Annotated in this window: 16 protein-coding genes; 12 read left to right on the forward strand and 4 right to left on the reverse strand. The window is 71.7% G+C overall.

Annotated elements, in window-relative coordinates:
* The first annotated feature begins 98 nt into the window (after window positions 1-98).
* The 12 genes from OHU34_RS33770 to OHU34_RS33825 all read left to right on the forward strand — a co-directional run bounded on the left by OHU34_RS33770 (window position 99) and on the right by OHU34_RS33825 (window position 12,425).
* Complete coding sequence (locus tag OHU34_RS33770) at window positions 99-1,358, forward strand: MFS transporter (RefSeq protein WP_142269476.1); 1,260 nt, start codon at window positions 99-101, stop codon at window positions 1,356-1,358.
* A gap of 9 nt (window positions 1,359-1,367) precedes the next feature.
* The gene (gene pafA / locus OHU34_RS33775) at window positions 1,368-2,729 is read left to right on the forward strand and encodes a Pup--protein ligase (protein ID WP_020128329.1); all 1,362 of its coding nucleotides are present in this window, start codon (window positions 1,368-1,370) and stop codon (window positions 2,727-2,729) included.
* Between the two features lie 136 nt (window positions 2,730-2,865).
* Complete coding sequence (locus OHU34_RS33780) at window positions 2,866-3,861, forward strand: FKBP-type peptidyl-prolyl cis-trans isomerase (RefSeq protein ID WP_405769920.1); 996 nt, start codon at window positions 2,866-2,868, stop codon at window positions 3,859-3,861.
* 62 nt (window positions 3,862-3,923) lie between these two features.
* Window positions 3,924-4,295, forward strand: coding sequence for an FKBP-type peptidyl-prolyl cis-trans isomerase (locus tag OHU34_RS33785; RefSeq protein ID WP_020128331.1), 372 nt, complete (start codon window positions 3,924-3,926; stop codon window positions 4,293-4,295).
* Window positions 4,296-4,425: 130 nt separating this feature from the next.
* Complete coding sequence (locus OHU34_RS33790) at window positions 4,426-5,403, forward strand: YafY family protein (protein WP_142269475.1); 978 nt, start codon at window positions 4,426-4,428, stop codon at window positions 5,401-5,403.
* An 18-nt stretch (window positions 5,404-5,421) separates the two neighbouring features.
* Window positions 5,422-6,501, forward strand: a complete 1,080-nt coding sequence (locus OHU34_RS33795; RefSeq protein ID WP_142269474.1) for a YafY family protein — start codon at window positions 5,422-5,424, stop codon at window positions 6,499-6,501.
* Window positions 6,498-6,788 carry a hypothetical protein gene (locus OHU34_RS33800; protein WP_062646924.1) on the forward strand — a complete coding sequence of 97 codons (291 nt, stop codon included), beginning with the start codon at window positions 6,498-6,500 and terminating at the stop codon, window positions 6,786-6,788. The genes OHU34_RS33795 and OHU34_RS33800 overlap by 4 nt, the downstream gene beginning before the upstream one ends.
* 20 nt (window positions 6,789-6,808) lie before the next feature.
* Window positions 6,809-7,003, forward strand: coding sequence for a hypothetical protein (locus OHU34_RS33805; protein ID WP_020128335.1), 195 nt, complete (start codon window positions 6,809-6,811; stop codon window positions 7,001-7,003).
* 283 nt (window positions 7,004-7,286) lie between these two features.
* On the forward strand, window positions 7,287-7,574 hold the full coding sequence (gene tatA, locus OHU34_RS33810; RefSeq protein ID WP_020128336.1) for a Sec-independent protein translocase subunit TatA: 288 nt from the start codon (window positions 7,287-7,289) through the stop codon (window positions 7,572-7,574).
* A 47-nt stretch (window positions 7,575-7,621) separates the two neighbouring features.
* The gene (gene tatC, locus OHU34_RS33815) at window positions 7,622-8,581 is read left to right on the forward strand and encodes a twin-arginine translocase subunit TatC (protein ID WP_200840051.1); all 960 of its coding nucleotides are present in this window, start codon (window positions 7,622-7,624) and stop codon (window positions 8,579-8,581) included.
* Window positions 8,582-8,612: 31 nt separating this feature from the next.
* Entirely contained in the window at window positions 8,613-9,503 is an 891-nt protein-coding gene (locus OHU34_RS33820; protein WP_230196395.1) for a diacylglycerol kinase, read from the forward strand.
* Window positions 9,504-9,566: 63 nt separating this feature from the next.
* Window positions 9,567-12,425: an RNA helicase gene (locus tag OHU34_RS33825; protein WP_020128339.1), complete on the forward strand. Its 2,859-nt coding sequence runs from the start codon at window positions 9,567-9,569 to the stop codon at window positions 12,423-12,425.
* Window positions 12,426-12,513: 88 nt separating this feature from the next.
* On the opposite strand, the gene atzF is transcribed toward OHU34_RS33825, so the two are convergent.
* From atzF to OHU34_RS33845, 4 genes are read right to left on the reverse strand one after another with little or no spacing between them, the layout of a single operon-like run.
* Window positions 12,514-14,175 carry an allophanate hydrolase gene (gene atzF, locus OHU34_RS33830; protein ID WP_142269472.1) on the reverse strand — a complete coding sequence of 554 codons (1,662 nt, stop codon included), beginning with the start codon at window positions 14,173-14,175 and terminating at the stop codon, window positions 12,514-12,516.
* 37 nt (window positions 14,176-14,212) lie between these two features.
* Entirely contained in the window at window positions 14,213-17,725 is a 3,513-nt protein-coding gene (locus OHU34_RS33835; RefSeq protein WP_405769926.1) for a 5-oxoprolinase/urea amidolyase family protein, read from the reverse strand.
* Entirely contained in the window at window positions 17,722-18,330 is a 609-nt protein-coding gene (locus tag OHU34_RS33840) for an urea amidolyase associated protein UAAP2 (protein ID WP_142269470.1), read from the reverse strand. The genes OHU34_RS33835 and OHU34_RS33840 overlap by 4 nt, the downstream gene beginning before the upstream one ends.
* Window positions 18,327-19,154, reverse strand: coding sequence for an urea amidolyase associated protein UAAP1 (locus tag OHU34_RS33845; RefSeq protein WP_142269469.1), 828 nt, complete (start codon window positions 19,152-19,154; stop codon window positions 18,327-18,329). Before OHU34_RS33845 ends, OHU34_RS33840 begins: the two co-directional genes overlap by 4 nt.
* Between the last annotated feature and the right edge of the window lie 73 nt (window positions 19,155-19,227).

Raw genomic sequence — 19,227 nt, forward strand, 5'->3', positions numbered from 1 at the left:
GACTGGCGAACAGCGCACATGGTACGTATGACAAGAGACGTTATACGTAAAACTTCGAGGTGATCCACCGCCTCGGGCGAGCCGACGGAGGCGGGACATTGGCCGCGGGATACCTCGAGATCCTCAGGGCGAAGCACGCCGCCCGGCTGCTGACCGGCACGCTCGTCGGCCGGCTGCCCAACGCCACGGCCGCCATCGCGATCGTGCTGTTCGTGCGCGCGGAGGGCGGCACCTACAGCCTCGCCGGCGCCCTCGCGGCCGTGTACGGCGTCGCCAACGCCGTCGGGCAGCCGCTGCTGGGAAGGCTGGTCGACAGACACGGGCAGCCGCGGGTCCAGTTGCCCGCGGCGCTCGCCTCCGCCCTCGCCATGGCGGTCTTCGCCTTCGTGGGCGCGGACCCGCTGCCGCTCGCGTATCTGTCGGTCGCGGCCGCCGGACTCTTCACACCGCCCCTGGAGGGCGGTCTGCGGGCGCTCTGGCCGGCGGTGCTGCGCCGCGAGGACCAGGTGCACACGGCGTACGCGATGGACGCGGTGGCGCAGGAGGTGATGTTCACCGTCGGGCCGCTGCTGGTGACCCTGTGCGTGTCGGTGTGGTCGGCGCAGGGTGCCCTGCTGGTGCTGAACGCGGTCGGGGTGCTGGGCGCGCTGTCGGTGGTCGTGTCGCAGCCCTCGCGCGCGTGGCGGTCGGCCCCGCGCGAGGCGCACTGGCTGGGTGCCCTGCGGTCGCCCGGTCTGCTGGCGCTCCTCGGCGCGTTCCTGTTCATCGGTGTCGCGCTGGGTTCCATCACGGTGGCGTCCGTGCCCTACGCGGACGACCACGGTGGTGACGCGGTGTACGGCTGGCTGATGGCGGCGCTGGGGCTCGGCGCGCTGCTCGGTGGTGTGGTGTACGGGGCACGTCGGTGGGCGGGGCCTCCGGAGCGGCGACTGCGGTGGCTGGTGGCGCTTCTGGCGGTGTGTTACCTGCCCCTGACGCTGATGCCGGGCGCGGTGGCCATGGTGGCGCTGACGGCACTCGCGGGCGTGTTCCTGGCGCCCGCCATCGCGTGCGCGTTCGTCATCGTGGACCGGCACGCGCCGCGCGGGACGGTGACGGAGGCGTTCTCCTGGCTGGTGACGACGTTCACGGTCGGCGCGTCGGTGGGAACGGGCCTGGCGGGTCCGGTCGTAGAGGCCGGCGGCGCGCTGTGGGGATTCACGGTGCCGGCTGTCGCGGGCGCCGTATCGCTGGTGGTTTTGCTGGCCACAGGGCGGGTACTTGCAGTTCCCGCCGTGAGTGGGGTGGTTGCGGCTTCATCGGAAAATGATCCAAACCGTGCTGCCGAACCCCGTTTCAGTTCAGGGGATCGGGCGTAATGTTCACTCATGGACCGCCGCATTTTCGGGCTGGAGAACGAGTACGGCGTCACATGTACGTTCAGGGGACAGCGCCGGCTGTCTCCCGACGAGGTGGCGCGGTACCTCTTCCGCCGTGTCGTGTCATGGGGCCGAAGCAGCAATGTCTTTCTGCGAAACGGCGCCCGCCTCTATCTCGACGTGGGATCGCATCCGGAATACGCGACACCGGAATGTGACAACGTGACCGAGTTGGTCACCCACGACAAGGCCGGCGAGCGCATTCTCGAAGGACTCCTGGTGGACGCGGAACGACGCCTGCACGAGGAAGGAATCGCGGGCGACGTCTACCTCTTCAAGAACAACACGGACTCGGCGGGCAACTCTTATGGTTGCCACGAGAACTACCTGGTGGCCCGGCACGGGGAGTTCTCCCGGCTCGCGGACATCCTGATCCCGTTCCTGGTGACCCGCCAGCTGCTGTGCGGCGCGGGCAAGGTGCTTCAGACGCCCCGTGGGGCGGTCTACTGCGTCAGTCAGCGGGCCGAGCACATCTGGGAGGGCGTCTCCTCCGCGACGACCCGCTCGCGGCCCATCATCAACACGCGCGACGAGCCGCACGCGGACGCCGAGCGCTACCGCCGTCTGCATGTCATCGTCGGCGACTCCAACATGTCCGAGACGACCATGCTGCTCAAGGTCGGCGCGACCGACCTGGTGCTGCGCATGATCGAGGCGGGCACGGTGATGCGGGATCTGACGCTGGAGAACCCGATCCGGGCGATCCGCGAGGTCAGCCACGACATCACCGGCCGGCGCAAGGTGCGGCTGGCCAGCGGCCGGGAGGCCTCCGCGCTGGAGGTGCAGCGGGAGTACTACGAGAAGGCCGTGGACTTCGTCGAGCGCCGGGGTGTGCGTACCGGCACCGTCGACCAGGTCCTGGAGCTGTGGGGCCGCACGCTGGACGCGATCGAGGCGGAGGACCTCGACCGGATCGGCACCGAGATCGACTGGGTGATGAAGTACAAGCTCATCGAGCGGTACCGGGCCAAGCACAACATGACCATGTCGAATCCGCGGGTGGCGCAGATAGACCTCGCTTATCACGACATTCACCGTCGTCGTGGTCTGTACTACCTGTTGGAGCGAAAGGGCCAAGCCGCGCGGATCTGCAACGACTTGAAGATCTTCGAGGGCAAGTCGGTGCCGCCGCAGACCACCAGGGCCCGGTTGCGCGGCGACTTCATCCGTCGCGCACAGGAACAGCGCCGGGACTTCACGGTGGACTGGGTGCACCTGAAGCTCAACGACCAGGCACAGCGCACCGTGTTGTGCAAGGACCCGTTCCGGTCGGTGGACGACCGGGTGGAGAAGCTGATCGCCGGAATGTGAGGGACGTGTTCCGCACGCCGTGCGGAACGCGACACGGGCGCCGTACGTTCCCGTACGGCGCCCTTCGCATGTCCACAAACGTCGCTAAGGTAGCGCGCACGCCATCAGAAGATCGACCGATTACGAGGCTTTCATCGTGCGCCGACGCTCACTCATCCTTGCCGCCGTACCCGCGGGACTGGTCACTCTCGCCGCGTGCGGCGACGAAAAGTCCGACTCGAGCAAGGCGAGCGACAGCGCGTCGTCCTCCGCCGGGGCCACCCCTCCACCGAAGATCGTCGACGGCCCGCTGCCGGCCATCACGGCGGGCGTGAAGTTCGATGAGAAGCCGACGGTCGCCAAGGGCACCGGTGAGCCCTCGGACCAGCTGGCGGTGAAGACGGTGATCGCGGGCAGCGGCAAGACCGTCGCGGAGAACGACTACATCCAGGCCAACTGTCTCGGCCAGATCTGGGACAGCGCGAAGGTCCTCCTCAACACCTACGACACCAAGAAGCCGCTGTTCACCCAGCTCGCGCAGGGCGGCACGATCGACGGCTGGCGCTATGCGCTGACGGGCAAGAAGACCGGCAGCCGGGTGCTCTTCTCGGTGCCGCCGACCTGGGCCTTCGGCAAGGACGGCGACGCGGACACGGGCATCAAGGGCACCGACACGCTGGTGTTCGTCTTCGACATCCAGGACACGTTCAACGCGAAGAGCTCGGCCAAGGGCAAGGACGTGCCGCAGGACGACGCCGCCGTGCCGAAGGTGGGGACGAACACCGACGGCAAGGCGCCCTCGATCGAGATCCCCAAGTCGGACCCGCCGACCAAGCTGGTGTCGAACTACGTGATCGAGGGAGACGGGCCGAAGCTCGCGGCGGACGACACCGTGCTGGTGCAGTACAAGGGCGTCGTCTGGGAGACGGGCAAGGAGTTCGACTCCTCGTACAGCCGCAGTTCGCTGACCTCGTTCTCGCTCCAGCAGGTGGTCAAGGGCTGGGCGCAGGGACTGACCGGCAAGAAGGTGGGCAGCCGGGTCGTCATCGTCGTTCCGCCCTCGCTGGGTTACGGCGACAGCCCGCCGAGCGGCAGCGGCATCGAGAAGGACTCCACGATGGTCTTCTCGGTGGACATCATCGCCAAGGTGTGAGGCGGGCGAAGGTGTAAGACTGTCCGTGTTGCCTTTCCGTGAGACATGCAGGAGCCAGTGACGTGAGCATTGACAAGCCCGAGATCGACTTCCCCGGCGGCGAGCCCCCGGCGGACCTCGAGATCAAGGACATCTGGGAGGGTGACGGCGAGGTCGCGCAGGCCGGCCACAACGTCAGCGTCCACTACGTCGGTGTCGCCTTCAGCACCGGTGAGGAGTTCGACGCCAGCTGGAACCGCGGGACGCCGTTCCGCTTCCCGCTCGGTGGCGGACGCGTCATCAAGGGCTGGGACCAGGGCGTGCAGGGCATGAAGGTCGGCGGCCGTCGCCAGCTGACCATCCCGGCCCACCTCGCCTACGGCAACCAGAGCCCCACCCCGGCGATCAAGCCCGGCGAGACGCTGATCTTCGTCGTGGACCTGCTCGGGGTCTGACCGTCGTACGACCAGTGTTGATCACCTGGGGTCCATGCCCGCCCGGGCATGGACCCTCGGCTTTTGTCCGGGCGCCGCGGGGCGGTACGGTCGTCGATCGTAAGCACCATAGGGGAGGCGAAGGGCGTCGATGGCCATTGCCAAGGCCGAGCGGCTGATGAACCTGGCGCTGTGCCTGCTCGGGACGCGCCGGCCGCTCAGCAAGCGTGAGCTGCGCGATTCCATCGAGGCGTATGTCGAGACCTTCCGGCCGGGCAACGGCGGGGCGGGGTCGGACGACTCCTTCAACCGGATGTTCGAGCGGGACAAGGACGATCTTCGCGAGCTCGGCCTGGTCATCGAGACCGTGGAGAGCCTGGACGGCGAGATCGGCTATCTCGCCCGGCGCGACAGCAACCGGCTGCCGGCCATCACCCTGGACGCCGAGGAGGCCGCGGCGCTGGGCCTGGCCGCCAAGGTGTGGCAGCAGGCGCGGCTGGCCGGTGCCGCGAGCGGCGCCCTGCAGAAGCTGCGCGCGGCGGGGCTCCCCGAGGACGTCGACCCGTACGAGGCACACGGCGCTCTGGAGCCACGGATCCCCGTGCACGAGGCCGCGTTCGAGCCGCTGATGCTGGCCTGCCGCGACCGTCGGCCCGTCACGTTCGACTACCGCAAGGCCACCGCCGCGCACCCGGAGCCCCGGCACGTCGAGCCGTGGGCGCTGGAGTGCTGGCGCGGCCACTGGTACCTGGCCGGCTTCGACCGCGACCGGGGCGCCGAGCGGGTCTTCCGGCTGTCGCGGATCACCGGCAAGGTGCGCTCGCGCGGGGCGAGCTTCACCGTGCCGGTCCCCGATGTCGTCACCGTTCGTGAGACCGTCGCGAGCTGGGCGGGCGAGACCGCCGACCGCAGCGCCCTGATCCGGCTGCGCACGGACGCCGGATACCCCTTGCGGGCGAAGGCCACCGCGGTGCGGGAACTCGGCGACGGCTGGGACGAGTTGGAGATTCCGTACGGGCACGGGCTGGACGCCTGGCTGGTGGAGTTCGGGCCGGACGTGGTGGTCCTCGAACCCGCCGAGCTGCGCGCGGACGTCGTGGACCGGCTACGCGCCGTGGCCAAGGGCTGAGGGGGAGCGAGCAACACAGTGGCAGGCAAACCGGTCAGGCCGACGAACGCCATCGACCAGACGCGGCGGATGCTCTCCCTGGTGACGTATCTCAGGGAGCGCCCCGGCGCGCGGATCGAGGACGTGGCGCGCGCGTTCGGGATCACCGAGGACGAACTGGTCTCGGACCTCGACGTGCTGCCGATGTGCGGCACCAGCTTCCGCGGCGGCGATCTCCTGGACATCGACACCGACGGTGAGCGCATCTGGTGGCACAACCCGGCCGCGCTCGGCGCGGAGGCCGCCGAACCGCTGCGGCTGGCCGCCGACGAGGCGACCGCGCTGCTGGTGGCGGCCCGGGCGGTGTCCACGCTGCCCGGCCTGCGCGAGGGCGACCGGCAGGCGCTGCTGCGGGCGACCGCCAAGGTGGAGGCGGCGGCCGGTGAGGCGGCGGGCGCGAGCGCGCGGCTGTCGGTGACGTTCGAGTCCGAGGGCGGGGTCTTCGCGGACGTCGACCGGGCGATCTCCGAGCGGCGCCGGCTGTGGATCCGCTACTACTCGCCCGCGCGCGACCAGGTCACCGAGCGCGAGATCGACCCCATCCGGCTGGTCAGCGTCGGGCACACCTACGTGGAGGCCTGGTGCCGCCGTTCCGAGGCGCGCCGCACCTTCCGGCTGGACCGGGTCGCCGAGATCAAGATCCTCGACGAGCCGTCCGCACCGCCCGAGATCGAGCTCCGGGACCTGTCGGAGGGGCTCGTGCAGCCGGCCGCCGAGGACCCGGAGGTCGTCGTCGAGGTCGGCCCGGGCGGTCGCTGGGTCGCCGAGTACTACCCGCACGACAGCGCCGATGAGCTTCCCGACGGCGGACTGCGTATTACCCTGCGCACGCCCGAACCCGCCTCGCTCAGGCGGCTGGCGCTGCGGCTCGGCCGGGACGGCCGGATCGTGTCGCCGCCGGAGCTGGCCGACAGCGCCCGCCGGGCCGCCCGTGAGGCGCTGGCGGCGTACGACGGGATCGAGGCGCCGGGCGCGGCCGAGGGGCCGCACGCGGTGCACGGCGAGCAGCCGGGACAGCGGGTGGGAAGTCGGTTCGAGGGGCGGGAGCAGGGGCTTTGAGCGAGTCGACGGCGTCCGGTGTGCGGGGCATCTCGGTGGCCTCCGCGTTCGCCGGCATGCGGAGCGCGGGTCCGGTGCGCTTCCGGGCCGGGTGCCCCGACTGCCGGGGTGCCTTCGAGCTGGCGGCGAGCGCTCTGCGCCTGGCGATCGGCGCGTCCAGCCGGACCACTTTCTACTCGTTCACCTGCCCCGACTGCGGTGCCGCCGTGCGCAAGCCGGCCGGCGAGCGGATCGTCGAGCTGCTCACCGGCGGCGGGGTCAGGACCCTGCGGCTGCACACCCCCTAGGACGGTCTAGGCTCGGCCCCATGTTCTGGCCGATGTTCGCGGTTGCCATGGGTTTCGCCGGTCTCGCCGTCCTCGCGGTGTTCGCCGTACGGGTCTTCTCGGAGGCGCGGCTTCTGGGGCGGCAGGTCGCGGAGTCCGCGCGCCGGATCGACCGGGCGGCCCAGGATCTGGAACGGGCGGCCGCGAGCGCGGCCCGCGCTGTGGACACCCTGTGACGGCCGCTGTGGCGACCCTCGGGCGGCGCTGTGGGCGTCCTGTGAGTCCTGCGGCCAATGCGTTTTGGGCCACTTCGCCCTCCCGCCCCGGTGGGGAGGGCAGGTACGCTGCTGGTCGCGGCTCGGAGAACGAGGCCCGGACCGCGGACCGGGAGTACGCACAGGGATTGCCTCACGTTTACCCCTGAGCGTTACGATCGCTGTCAACACGATCGTTCGGACAGGTGTCCGACCGGTCGGACGGCAACCCACCCCCGCAGCCTCGGTGAGAAGGTAAAGACTTATGTTCGGAAGGCTCGGCGCCCCCGAGATCATTCTCATCCTCGTCGTCGTCATCCTGCTGTTCGGCGCCAAGAAGCTTCCCGACATGGCGCGCTCGCTCGGCAAGTCCGCTCGCATCCTCAAGAGCGAGGCGAAGGCGATGAAGGAAGACGGCGGCAGCACGACCACTCCGGCCGGCCCGCCCAACGACGGCGAGCAGCCCCCGGCTCAGCGCACCATCCAGGCCTCCCCCGGCGACGTGACCAGCTCCCGTCCGGTCACCGAGCCGACGGACACGACCAAGCGCTGACGCAGGGCCGGTGACCTCCGGCCCGCCGCACGAGATGGGAACGTGGGTTGCTGAAGCCTGCCCGCAAACAGGAGAAGGACCCCGAGGGGCGGATGCCCCTCGCGGATCATCTTCGTGAGCTCCGCAACCGGCTCGCGAAGGCGATGCTGGCCATCGTCGTCGTGACGGTCGTAGCCGCCTTCTTCTACAACGACATCATCAACTTCCTCACCAAGCCGATCCTCGACTCGGTCGGCTGCGGGAAGACTTTCGAAGAGATCGCGGGCCAGCTCAAGTCGGGCGATGCCACCAACAAGTGCGCGAGCATCACGATCAACGGTCTGCTCGCGCCCTTCACGCTCGCCCTTCAGGTCTCCCTGATGGCCGGGATCGTCTTCGCCTCGCCGGTCTGGCTCTACCAGCTGTGGGCCTTCATCGCCCCCGGCCTGCACAACCACGAGCGCAAGTACGCCTACGCGTTCGTCGGCATGGGCGCCCCGCTCTTCATCGGCGGCGGCTACTTCGCCTACATGGTGCTGCCGACCACCGCGAAGGTGCTGATCGACTTCACCCCGGGCGGCGTCAGCAACCTCCTGCCGCTCGACGACCTGCTCCAGCTCGTCACGCGCATGGTCGTCGTCTTCGGCCTGTCCTTCGAGCTGCCGCTGCTGCTGGTCTTCCTCAACCTCACCGGCATGGTCACCGGCAAGCGCATGCTCGGCTGGTGGCGGGCAATGATCATCGGCATCACGGTGTTCGCCGCCGTCGCCACGCCCAGCACCGACCCCATCTCGATGCTGGCGCTCGCCGGACCGATCTGGATCCTGTACTTCGGCGCGACCGCCTTCTCCCTGCTGAACGACCGGCGCAGGCGCCGCCGCGATGCCCTCGGGCCCGCCGACGACGAGGCCTCCGAGCTGGACCTCCGTCCCGAGGCCATCGGCGAGGTCGAGTCGGTGACCGCGAGCCGCGCGCTGCCGGAGCAGTCGACCACGGAGCGGGTGAACGGTTATGACGACGTGACCTGACGAGTGCCGGAGAGCTCCTAAGGTCATCCCCGTGACCAGCGAGATCACCCTCTTCGTCAATCCCGCGGCGGGCCGCGGCCGGGGCGCTCACGCAGCGCGGCCGGCCGCTTCCGCGTTGCGGGCGGCCGGCTACACGGTGCGCACGGTCCTCGGCGTGGACGCCGAGGACGCCCTCGTACGCGCGCGTGCCGCGGTCGCCGACGGCACCGGCGCCCTGATCGCCGTCGGCGGCGACGGGCTGGCCCACCTCGCGCTCCAGGCCGTCGCCGGCACCCGTACCCCGCTCGGCCTGGTCGCCGCCGGCACCGGCAACGACTTCGCCCGCGCCCTCGGCCTGCCCGTCCGCGATCCGGCGGCCGCGGCCCGGCTGGTCGCCGACGCCCTCAAGGGCGCCCGGATCCGCGACATCGACCTCGGCAGGGTCGGCGACCGCTGGTTCGGCACCGTCCTCGCCTCCGGCTTCGACTCCCGCGTCAACGACCGGGGCAACCGCATGCGATGGCCCGTCGGACGCGCCAGGTACGACCTCGCGATGCTCGCGGAACTGGCCGCCTTCCGCCCGTTCCCGTACCGGATCACGCTCGACGACGGAGCCGTCCGGGAGGTCGAGGCCACCCTCGTCGCCGTCGGCAACGGATCCTCCTACGGCGGCGGCATGCGGATCTGCCCCGGCGCCGACCTCACCGACGGACTGTTCGACGTCACGATCGTCGGGGACTGCCGCCGCAGGACGCTGCTGCGGGTGTTCCCGAAGGTGTACCGGGGGACGCACATCGACCATCCGAAGGTCACCGTGCTCCGGGCGGCGATGGTCGGGATCGGCGCGGCGGGCGTCTCGGGCTACGCGGACGGGGAGCGGCTCGGGGAGCTGCCGCTCACCGCGCGGTGCGTGCCGGGCGCGGTGCGGCTCATCGGCCCCTGAAACGGGCCGCCCGTGCGCCCGTGAGCTGGGCGTACCGAGGTTTGGCAAGACCGGATCCGGATAATGATCGTCCTGTTGTCAGTGCGGCCCGGTACGCTCGAAAGCACGATGACAGAGGATCTCTCACCGGCCGAGCGGTACGCGGCAGCACGCAAGCGCGCTGTCGAGCAGGCCACTTCGCTCGCGTCCTTCCGCGAGATGTACGACTTCGGTCTCGACCCCTTCCAGATCGAGGCCTGCCGGGCACTCGAGGCGGGCAAGGGCGTCCTGGTGGCCGCCCCCACCGGCTCGGGCAAGACGATCGTGGGCGAGTTCGCCGTCCACCTCGCCCTCCAACAGGGCAAGAAGTGCTTCTACACGACGCCCATCAAGGCGCTGTCGAACCAGAAGTACTCCGACCTGTGCCGGCGCTACGGCAGCGAGAAGGTCGGCCTGCTCACCGGCGACAACAGCGTCAACTCCGACGCCCCGGTGGTCGTGATGACCACCGAGGTGCTGCGGAACATGCTGTACGCCGGCTCGCAGACCCTCCTCGGCCTCGGGTACGTGGTGATGGACGAGGTGCACTACCTCTCCGACCGCTTCCGGGGCGCCGTGTGGGAAGAGGTGATCATCCACCTCCCCGAGTCGGTCACCCTGGTCTCGCTGTCGGCGACCGTGTCCAACGCCGAGGAGTTCGGCGACTGGCTGGACACCGTGCGCGGCGACACCGAGGTGATCGTCTCCGAGCACCGGCCCGTGCCGCTGTTCCAGCACGTGCTCGCCGGGCGGCGGATGTACGACCTGTTCGAGGAGGGCGAGGGCCAGCGCAGAGCCGTCAACCCCGACCTCACGCGGCTGGCCCGCATGGAGGCGAGCCGGCCCTCGTACCAGGACCGCAGGCGTGGCCGCAACATGCGCGAGGCCGACAGAGAGCGGGAGCGCAGGCAGCGGTCGCGGGTGTGGACACCGGCACGGCCGGAGGTCATCGAGCGGCTCGACGCCGCCGGGCTGCTGCCCGCCATCACCTTCATCTTCAGCCGTGCCGCCTGCGAGGCCGCCGTCCAGCAGTGCCTGCATGCCGGGCTGCGGCTGAACGACGAGGAGGCGCGCGCCGAGGTCCGCGCCCTGGTCGAGGAGCGCACCGCCGCCATCCCCCACGAGGACCTGCACGTCCTCGGCTACTACGAGTGGCTGGAGGGCCTGGAGCGCGGCATCGCCGCCCACCACGCGGGCATGCTGCCGACCTTCAAGGAGGTCGTCGAGGAGCTGTTCGTGCGCGGCCTGGTCAAGGCCGTCTTCGCCACCGAGACGCTCGCCCTCGGGATCAACATGCCCGCCCGCTCGGTGGTGCTGGAGAAGCTCGTCAAGTGGAACGGCGAGCAGCACGCCGACATCACCCCCGGCGAGTACACCCAGCTCACCGGCCGCGCGGGCCGACGGGGCATCGACGTCGAGGGGCACGCCGTCGTGCTCTGGCAGCGCGCGATGAGCCCCGAGCACCTCGCCGGGCTCGCGGGCACCCGCACGTACCCGCTGCGTTCCAGCTTCAAGCCGTCGTACAACATGGCGGTCAACCTGGTGGAGCAGTTCGGGCGGCACCGCTCGCGCGAGCTGCTGGAGACCTCGTTCGCGCAGTTCCAGGCGGACCGGTCGGTGGTCGGGATCTCCCGGCAGGTGCAGCGCAACGAAGAGGGGCTGGAGGGCTACAAGGCCTCCATGACCTGCCACCTCGGCGACTTCGACGAGTACGCGCGGCTGCGCCGCGACCTCAAGGACCGCGAGACCGAACTGGCCAAGCAGGGCGCGAGCCAGCGGCGCGTCGAGGCCGCCGTGGCGCTGGAGAAGCTCAAGCCGGGGGACGTCATCCACGTGCCCACCGGCAAGTACGCCGGACTTGCGCTGGTGCTCGACCCGGGCCTGCCCGCCGGCCGGGCCAACGGCCATCGCGGCTTCGAGCAGCACGACGGGCCGCGTCCACTGGTCCTCACCTCCGAGCGCCAGGTCAAGCGGCTGGCCTCGATGGACTTCCCGGTGCCGGTCGAGGCGCTGGACCGGATGCGGATCCCGAAGTCGTTCAATCCGCGCTCGCCGCAGTCCCGCCGCGATCTCGCCTCCGCGCTGCGCACCAAGGCCGGGCACATCCCGCCGGAGCGGGCCCGCAAGCAGCGCTCGCAGGCCGCCGACGACCGGGAGATCGCCCGGCTGCGCACCGAGATCCGGGCGCACCCCTGCCACGGCTGCTCCGACCGCGAGGACCACGCCCGCTGGGCCGAGCGCTACCACCGGCTGCTGCGGGACACCTCGCAGCTGGAGCGTCGTATCGAAGGACGCACCAACACGATCGCCCGGACGTTCGACCGGATCGTGGCGCTCCTGACCGAGCTCGACTATCTGCGGGGCAACGAGGTCACCGAGCACGGCAAGCGGCTCGCCCGGCTCTACGGCGAACTCGATCTGCTCGCGAGCGAATGCCTGCGCGCGGGCGTCTGGGAGGGGCTGGCCCCCGCCGAACTGGCCGCCTGCGTCTCGGCGTTGGTCTACGAGTCGCGGGCCGGGGACGACGCCATGGCGCCGAAGCTGCCCTCGGGCAAGGCGAAGGCCGCGCTCGGCGAGATGGTGCGCATCTGGGGCCGGCTGGACGCCCTGGAGGAGGACTTCCGGATCAGCCAGACCGAAGGCGTGGGCCAGCGCGAGCCCGATCTCGGCTTCGCCTGGTCGGCCTATATGTGGGCCTCCGGCAAGGGCCTCGACGAGGTGCTGCGCGAGGCGGAGATGCCCGCCGGTGACTTCGTGCGCTGGTGCAAGCAGGTCATCGACGTACTGGGGCAGATCGCGGCGGCGGCGCCCGCCTCGGCCGGGGGCTCGACGGTGGCGAAGAACGCCCGAAAGGCGGTCGACGAGCTGTTGCGGGGGGTTGTCGCCTACTCGTCGGTGGGGTGATGTCGTCCGGCGGGCGCGGGCTGTGCGGGTCGCGCCCGCGCGGCGGGGCCGCATGTCGATGCGGCCCCGCGCTTCTCGGCAGCCCGCCTCAGCGCTGGTCGAGATACGCCCGCCAGCCCCCGTACGTCGTGATGTCCGTCGCGTCGCCGAGGGCGCCCGGTTCGCACAGGAAGCCGGGGACCCGGGTGCCGTCGGCGAGTTCGACGCCGCCCAGGGTCATCGGGCGGGGCAGCGCGGCGAGCAGGTTGCCGAGACCCTCCGCCGGGAGGCGCCAGATCTCCACCTCGATCGCGGCGCCGCCCTCGCTCTCGCCCACGTGCACGAGACCCGGCTTGGGCGGGTCCGTGCGCAGGGCGTGCAGGCGGTAGACGGGGGACGTGGTGGTCGTACGGTCCAGCACCGCGCCCAGGGACAGCAGTTGGGGGTTGAGGGGCTGGCCGGTCAGATGGGCGCCCGCCACCGCCAGGTACACCTCGGGGCGCAGCAGGTCCGCGATCCGGGCCAGCCGGTCGTCCGTGAAGGCCGGGCCGACCAGCATCACGCCGAAGGGCAGGCCGTTCACCTCGCCCGCCGGGACGGCCGCCGCCGCCAGGTCGAAGAGGTTGGTGGAGTTGGTGAACCGGCCCAGGCGGGCGTTGGCGCCCAGCGGGTCGGCGGCGACCTCGGCGAGGGTGGGGTGGCCGGGCGTGGTGGGCAGCAACAGGGCGTCCGAGTCGGCCAGTTCGGCCAGGGCGCGGGTGCGCAGGGCCGTCAGGCGTTCGGTGTCCGTGTAGAGCCGATGGGCCGGGATGTCCCGGGCCCGGGTGATGATGCCCGCCACCGTCGGATCCAGACCCTCGCCGCCCTCCGCGGTCGACTTGTCGACGAACGCACCCACGGCGGTGTAGCGCTCGGCGACGAACGCGCCCTCGTAGAGCATCGCGGCGGCCTCGGTGAACGGGGCGAGGTCGATGCCGCGGATCTCGGCCCCGGCCGCCCCGAGCCGCCGTACCGCCGCCTCGTAGGCCGCCGCCCAGCCCTGGTCCAGCTCACCCAACTGGTCGAGGGGCGGGACCGCGATCCGCCAGGGTCCGGGAGCGCGGGCGGGGAGCGAGGGGAGGGCGCGGCCGGCCGGCGACGCCATGTGGGCCAGGGCCCGTTCCGCCTCGGGGAGCGTGCGGGCGAAGACCGTCACACAGTCGATCGAGGCGCAGGCCGGGACGACGCCCTCGGTGGGGACCAGCCCACGGGTGGGCTTGAGACCGACGATGCCGTTGAAGGCGGCCGGGACCCGCCCGGAACCCGCCGTGTCCGTGCCCAGGGCGAGGTCGGCGATGCCGAGGGCCACCGCGACGGCCGAACCGGAGCTGGAACCGCCGCTCACCCGTGACGGGTCGACGGCGCCCCGCACCGCGCCGTGCGGGGAGCGGGTGCCGACCAGGCCGGTCGCGAACTGGTCCAGGTTGGTGGTGCCCAGCACCAGCGCGCCGGCCGCGCGGAGCCGGGCGACGACCGGGGCGTCGGCGGCGGGCCGGTAGGCGTACGCCGGGCAGCCCGCGGTGGTGGGCAGTCCCGCCACGTCGATGTTGCCCTTGACGGCGAGCAGCCGGCCGGCGAGCGGGAGACGCTCACCGCGCGCCAGCCGTTCGTCGAGCGTGCGGGCCTCCGCCTCGACGTCCGCCCGCGGCCGAAGGTCGATCCAGATCTCCGGGCGGTCCGTGGCCTCGATGCGGGCGTAGGCGGCGCGGACGCGGGACACAGTCGTGGACATGCGTGCTCCTTGCGTGGTGTCGGGCGGATCGGCCGGGTCAGCTCGCGGCCGGGGCCAGGACGAGCAGTGCCGTCCCCGCCTCGACCTGGTCGCCGGGGCGGGCCAGGATCTGTGCCACCACGCCGTCGACCGGCGCGTGCACCCTGGACTCCATCTTCATCGCCTCCAGGGCGAGCAGCGGCTGCCCCGCCGTCACCTCGTCGCCCGGCGACACGTTCAGCTGCCAGACGGAGGCGGCGAACTCGGCCTCGACCAGGCGGCCGCCCGGTGGTACCGCCACCTCGGCCGGGGGAGCGGCCGGCGCCTCGGCGGCCGCGGCCCGCGCGAACTCGCCGGCCGCCTCCCAGGCGGCCCGCTCGGCCGTGAACGCGGTCTGCTGGCGGGACCTGAACTCCGCTATGGGGCCGGCGTTCTCGGCGAGGAAGGCCTGGTACCCGGCGAGCGAGAAGGTGCCCTCCTCGACGCGCGGCACGAAGCGCCCCGAGATGATGTCGGCCCGCAGTTCGAGGAGTTCGTCCGCGTCGACCGGATACCAGCGGATCCGGTCGAAGAAGCGCAGCAGCCAGGGCGACCCCGGTTCGAACGCGCCGCGCTGCTGCCAGGGCGACCACACCTGGGTCGTCCGGCCCACGAACTGGTAGCCGCCGGGCCCCTCCATGCCGTAGACGCAGAGGTACGCGCCGCCGATGCCCACCGAGTTCTCGGCCGTCCAGGTGCGCGCGGGGTTGTACTTCGTCGTCACCAGGCGGTGGCGCGGGTCGAGCGGGGTGGCGACCGGGGCGCCCAGGTAGACGTCTCCGAGGCCCAGGACCAGGTACTCCGCGGCGAACACCGTGTCGTAGACGTCCGCCACCGCGTCCAGGCCGTTGACCCGGCGGATGAACTCGATGTTCCAGGGGCACCAGGGGGCGTCGTCGCGGACGCCCGCCATGTAGCGGGCGATGGCCTCGCGGGTCGCGGGGTCGTCCCAGGACAGCGGCAGGTGCACGGTGCGGGAGGGGACGACCAGTTCGTCCGAGGGCGGCAGGGCGGCCGTCATCTTCCGTACCACCGCGAGGAGTTCACGCTGGGGGAGGCGGCCGGGGTCCGTGCGGATCTGCAGGGAGCGGATGCCCGGGGTGAGATCGGTGACGCCGGCCAGGTCCGCCGCGGCCACCGCCTCCATCAGCGCGTGGACCCGCATGCGCAGCGCCAGGTCCAGCTGGAGCGGTCCGAACTCGACCAGCAGGTTGTCGTCGCCGCTGCGCCGGTAGGTCACGTCGCCGTCCCGGGCCAGCACACCCCCGTCGACGATCGCGGGGCGCGGCGTGCCGTCCCCGGTCACCGGCGCGAAGCGGACCGTGTCGCCCGGGCGCAGCTGGCCCAGCTTCCAGCGCTCGGAGCTGAGCACCGTGGCCGGGCACACGAACCCGCCGAGGGACGGGCCGTCCGGGCCGAGCAGCACCGGCATGTCGCCGGTGTAGTCGACGGCGCCCACGGAATAGGGGGTGTCGTGGATGTTGGACGGGTGCAGGCCCGCCTCGCCGCCGTCGGTGCGGGCCCAGCGCGGTTTGGGCCCGACCAGGCGCACACCGGTGCGGGCCGAGTTGAAGTGGACCTTCCAGTCGGCGGCGTAGAAGTCGCGGATGTCGTCCTCGGTGAAGAACTCCGGTGCCGCGTGCGGGCCTTCGACCGCGCCCAGGTGCCAGACCGGGGTGAACTCCGGGCGGTCCGGGACAGGTACGGCGCTGCCCTCGACGACCGTCCCGCCGTGCAGGACGTCACCCGTGCGCAGCGCCCGTCCGCCGTGGCCGCCGAAGCGGCCCAGCGTGAACGTGCTCGCGCTGCCCAGGAAGGCGGGCACGTCCAGGCCGCCCGCGAACAGGACGTACGTCCGCAGTCCGTGCTCACCGGGCGCGCCGATCTCCAGGAGGGACCCGGCCGGTACGGTCACCGGCTCCCACCGCGCCACCGCCGTGCCGTCCACGGTGACCGGGGCCGGCGCGCCCGTCACACACACCGTGGTGGCGTGGGTGAAGCGCAGGGCCGGGCCCTGGAGGGTGCACTCCAGGCCCGGGGCGCCCTCGGGGTTGCCGAGCGCCCGGTTGCCGAGGCGGAACGAGCGGTCGTCCATCGGGCCGGAGGGCGGGACGCCGACCTGCCAGTGGCCGGTGCGGCCGGGCCAGTCCTGCACGGTGGTGAGGGTGCCGCCGGAGACGACCTCGACGCGGGGGGTCGGGTCGGTGACGGTGGCGAGGGTCGCCGTCGAGTGGGTCGCCGTCACGAACCGGGAGTCCGCCAGCGCCGCGCGGACCAGCCCGAGGTTCGTCTCGATGCCGTCCACGCGGGTCCTGGCCAGCGCCTCGTCCAGGCGGCGCAGCGCGTGATCCCGGTCCGAGCCGTACGCGATCACCTTCGCGAGCATCGGGTCGTACGACGTCGTCACCTCGGTGCCCGTCTCCACCCATCCGTCGACGCGTACGCCCTGCGGGAACTCGACCCGGGTCAACAGGCCGGCGCTGGGCCGGTGGTCGCGGCTGGGGTCCTCCGCGTAGAGGCGTGCCTCGACGGCGTGGCCGCGGGGCGGGCCCGGGTCGCGTACGACGTCCCGCTCGCCGCGCGCCAGGCGCAGCATCCAGGCGACCAGGTCGACGCCGTGGATCTCCTCGGTGACGGGATGTTCCACCTGAAGGCGGGTGTTGACCTCCAGGAAGTAGGCCTCTTCGCGGGCCGCGTCGTAGACGAACTCGACGGTGCCGGCGGACCGATAGCCGACCGAAGCACACAAGTCGCGTGCGTTCGAAGCGAGTTGCTCGCGAACGCGCGGGGGAAGGCCGGGGGCCGGGGCTTCTTCCACGACCTTCTGGTTGCGGCGCTGGAGGGAGCAGTCCCGGTCGCCGAGGACGACGACCTTTCCCGCGCCGTCGCCGAAGACCTGCACCTCGACATGACGGGCGTGCTCCACGAGCCGTTCCAGGAAGACGCCGGCCGAGGAGAAGGACGCGGCGGCGACACGCTGGACGCGCTCCCAGGCGTCGGTCAGTTCGGCGGCCGAGCCACAGGTCGACATGCCGATCCCGCCGCCACCGCCGGTGGCCTTGAGCATGACCGGGTAGCCGACGAGCCGGGCCTGTTCCAGCGCCTCGGGCAGGTCCGCCAGCAGCCCGGTGCCGGGGGCGAGCGGCACTCCTGCCGCCTGAGCCGCCGCCCGCGCGGTGTGCTTGGCGCCGAACAGCTCCAGCTGCTCCGGCGTCGGGCCCACGAAGACGATCCCGGCGTCGGCGCAGCGGCGTGCGAAGGCCGCGTCCTCGGAGAGGAAGCCGTAGCCCGGGTGGATCGCTCCCGCGCCGGTGTCCTTGGCCGCGGCCAGGACCAGGTCGGCGTCGAGGTACGACTCCTTCGCGGGTGCCGGGCCGAGCCGTACGGCCTGGTCGGCGAGCCGGACGTGGGCGGCCGAGCGGTCGGCGTCGGAGTACACCGCCACCGTCCGCAGGCCGAGTTCGCGGGCCGTACGGATGACGCGGACGGCGATCTCGCCCCGGTTGGCGACCAGCAGCGTGTCGAAGGTCATGCGGCGTCCGCCTCGTCGATGGTCATCCGCACCGCCGTCGGCTCGAAGCCGTTGCAGGGGTTGTTGATCTGGGGGCAGTTGGAGACCAGTACGAGGACGTCCCGTTCGGCGCGCAGCGTGAGCGAGAGACCCGGCGCGGAGAGACCGTCGACGATGCCGAGGGTGCCGTCCTTCTCGACGGGCACGTTCATGTACCAGTTGATGTTGGAGACCAGGTCCCGCTTGCCGAGCCCGTGCCGGGCGCCCTCGGCGAGGAAGTTGTCCACACACGCGTGCTGCGCGTAGGTGTGGTGGCCGTAGCGCAGGGTGTTGGACTCCTTGGAGCAGGCGCCGCCGACGGTGTCGTGGCGGCCCACGCCGTCGGCGGTCACCGTCATCAGCGGAGTGTGCTCGTTGGACATCAGCACACTGCCCGTGGTGAGGAAGATGCCGCCCTGGGCGTGGATCGTGTCGGGCGCGCTGTAGCGCACGGACGTGTCGTGGGCGTCGTACACGAGGAAGTCGACGGCCTGGTTGCCGTGCAGGTCGGTGATGGTCAGCGTCTCGCCCTCACGGACGACCGAGGACCAGGAGGCGCGGGCCGCCACCACTGTCTTCGTGCTCATGCGAGCCCCCTCGCGGTCAGGAATTCGGCGGTGTTGAGGAAGGCGCGGCGGCCTTCGGGGGTGGCGTCCCACAGCGGGTCGCCGGGGTGGGTGGCCGCCGCCCGCCAGGCGAGGACCTCCAGCGGGGTGCTGACGTACTGCGGCCGGGGATCGGCCGGGTGCGGCACGTTGGCGATCAGGACCGTCACGTCCTGCTCGGCGCGCAGGGTGACGCTGCCGCCCGGGCCCGCCGAGCCGGTGAAGTCGAGCGTGCCGTCGTCGCGGACCCGCACCCCCTGGAAGAAGGAGAGCGAGGGCGGCAGGTCACGGGGTTCCAGGCCGTTCTTCGCGGCCGCCAGCTTGAACAGCTCCCGGCCGGCCGGGGAGGCGGACTGCGGGCTGCCGTCGCCGTAGCGCTCGGTGTTGCGTACGAGGGTGGAGGTGCCGCACAGGGCGTCGTGCCGGCCGGCGGTGTCGGCGACGACCGAGGCGAGGACGCGTCCCTGGTCGGACAGGAGCAGCACGCCCTCGCCGAGGTAGGCGTTCCACTGCACCTTGACCGTGTCGGCGACGTTCAGCCGCTCCCAGGGCCTGCCGTCCACGTGCAGGAGCAGATGGGCGCAGGCGTCGCCGTGCAGGTCGGTCAGGCGCAGCTCGGTGCCGCGCGCGAGCACCCGGTGGGTGTAGTTGCCGCCCGCGAGCGTCTCGGCCCACACCAGGTGGCCCGCCTCGCAGGGCGGGTCCTGCCAGTCCCGGGCCGGGACGACCGGCATGGCCTCGGCGCGGGCGCCCTCCTGCGCCCGGGCGTGGGCGCGTGCCCCGTATGTGGTCGCTGTCGCCGCCATTGCGGACCTCCGCAGCTCGGTTCCGTCGCTGTCGCGGTATTTCTGTCGCCCGACAGAAATTAGGTCCGGGGCG

The sequence above is a fragment of the Streptomyces sp. NBC_00080 genome (genome assembly GCF_045041255.1).
Classification (GTDB): Bacteria; Actinomycetota; Actinomycetes; order Streptomycetales; family Streptomycetaceae; genus Streptomyces; species Streptomyces coriariae.

Bases quoted from the DNA above. Each gene is read 5' to 3' on its own strand.
- pafA (WP_020128329.1), top strand. From the start codon at position 1,368: ATGGACCGCCGCATTTTCGGGCTGGAGAACGAGTACGGCGTCACATGT.
- OHU34_RS33790 (WP_142269475.1), top strand. From the start codon at position 4,426: ATGGCCATTGCCAAGGCCGAGCGGCTGATGAACCTGGCGCTGTGCCTG.
- OHU34_RS33805 (WP_020128335.1), top strand. From the start codon at position 6,809: ATGTTCTGGCCGATGTTCGCGGTTGCCATGGGTTTCGCCGGTCTCGCC.
- tatA (WP_020128336.1), top strand. From the start codon at position 7,287: ATGTTCGGAAGGCTCGGCGCCCCCGAGATCATTCTCATCCTCGTCGTC.
- OHU34_RS33825 (WP_020128339.1), top strand. From the start codon at position 9,567: ATGATCGTCCTGTTGTCAGTGCGGCCCGGTACGCTCGAAAGCACGATG.
- atzF (WP_142269472.1), bottom strand. From the start codon at position 14,175: ATGTCCACGACTGTGTCCCGCGTCCGCGCCGCCTACGCCCGCATCGAG.
- OHU34_RS33835 (WP_405769926.1), bottom strand. From the start codon at position 17,725: ATGACCTTCGACACGCTGCTGGTCGCCAACCGGGGCGAGATCGCCGTC.
- OHU34_RS33840 (WP_142269470.1), bottom strand. From the start codon at position 18,330: ATGAGCACGAAGACAGTGGTGGCGGCCCGCGCCTCCTGGTCCTCGGTC.
- OHU34_RS33845 (WP_142269469.1), bottom strand. From the start codon at position 19,154: ATGGCGGCGACAGCGACCACATACGGGGCACGCGCCCACGCCCGGGCG.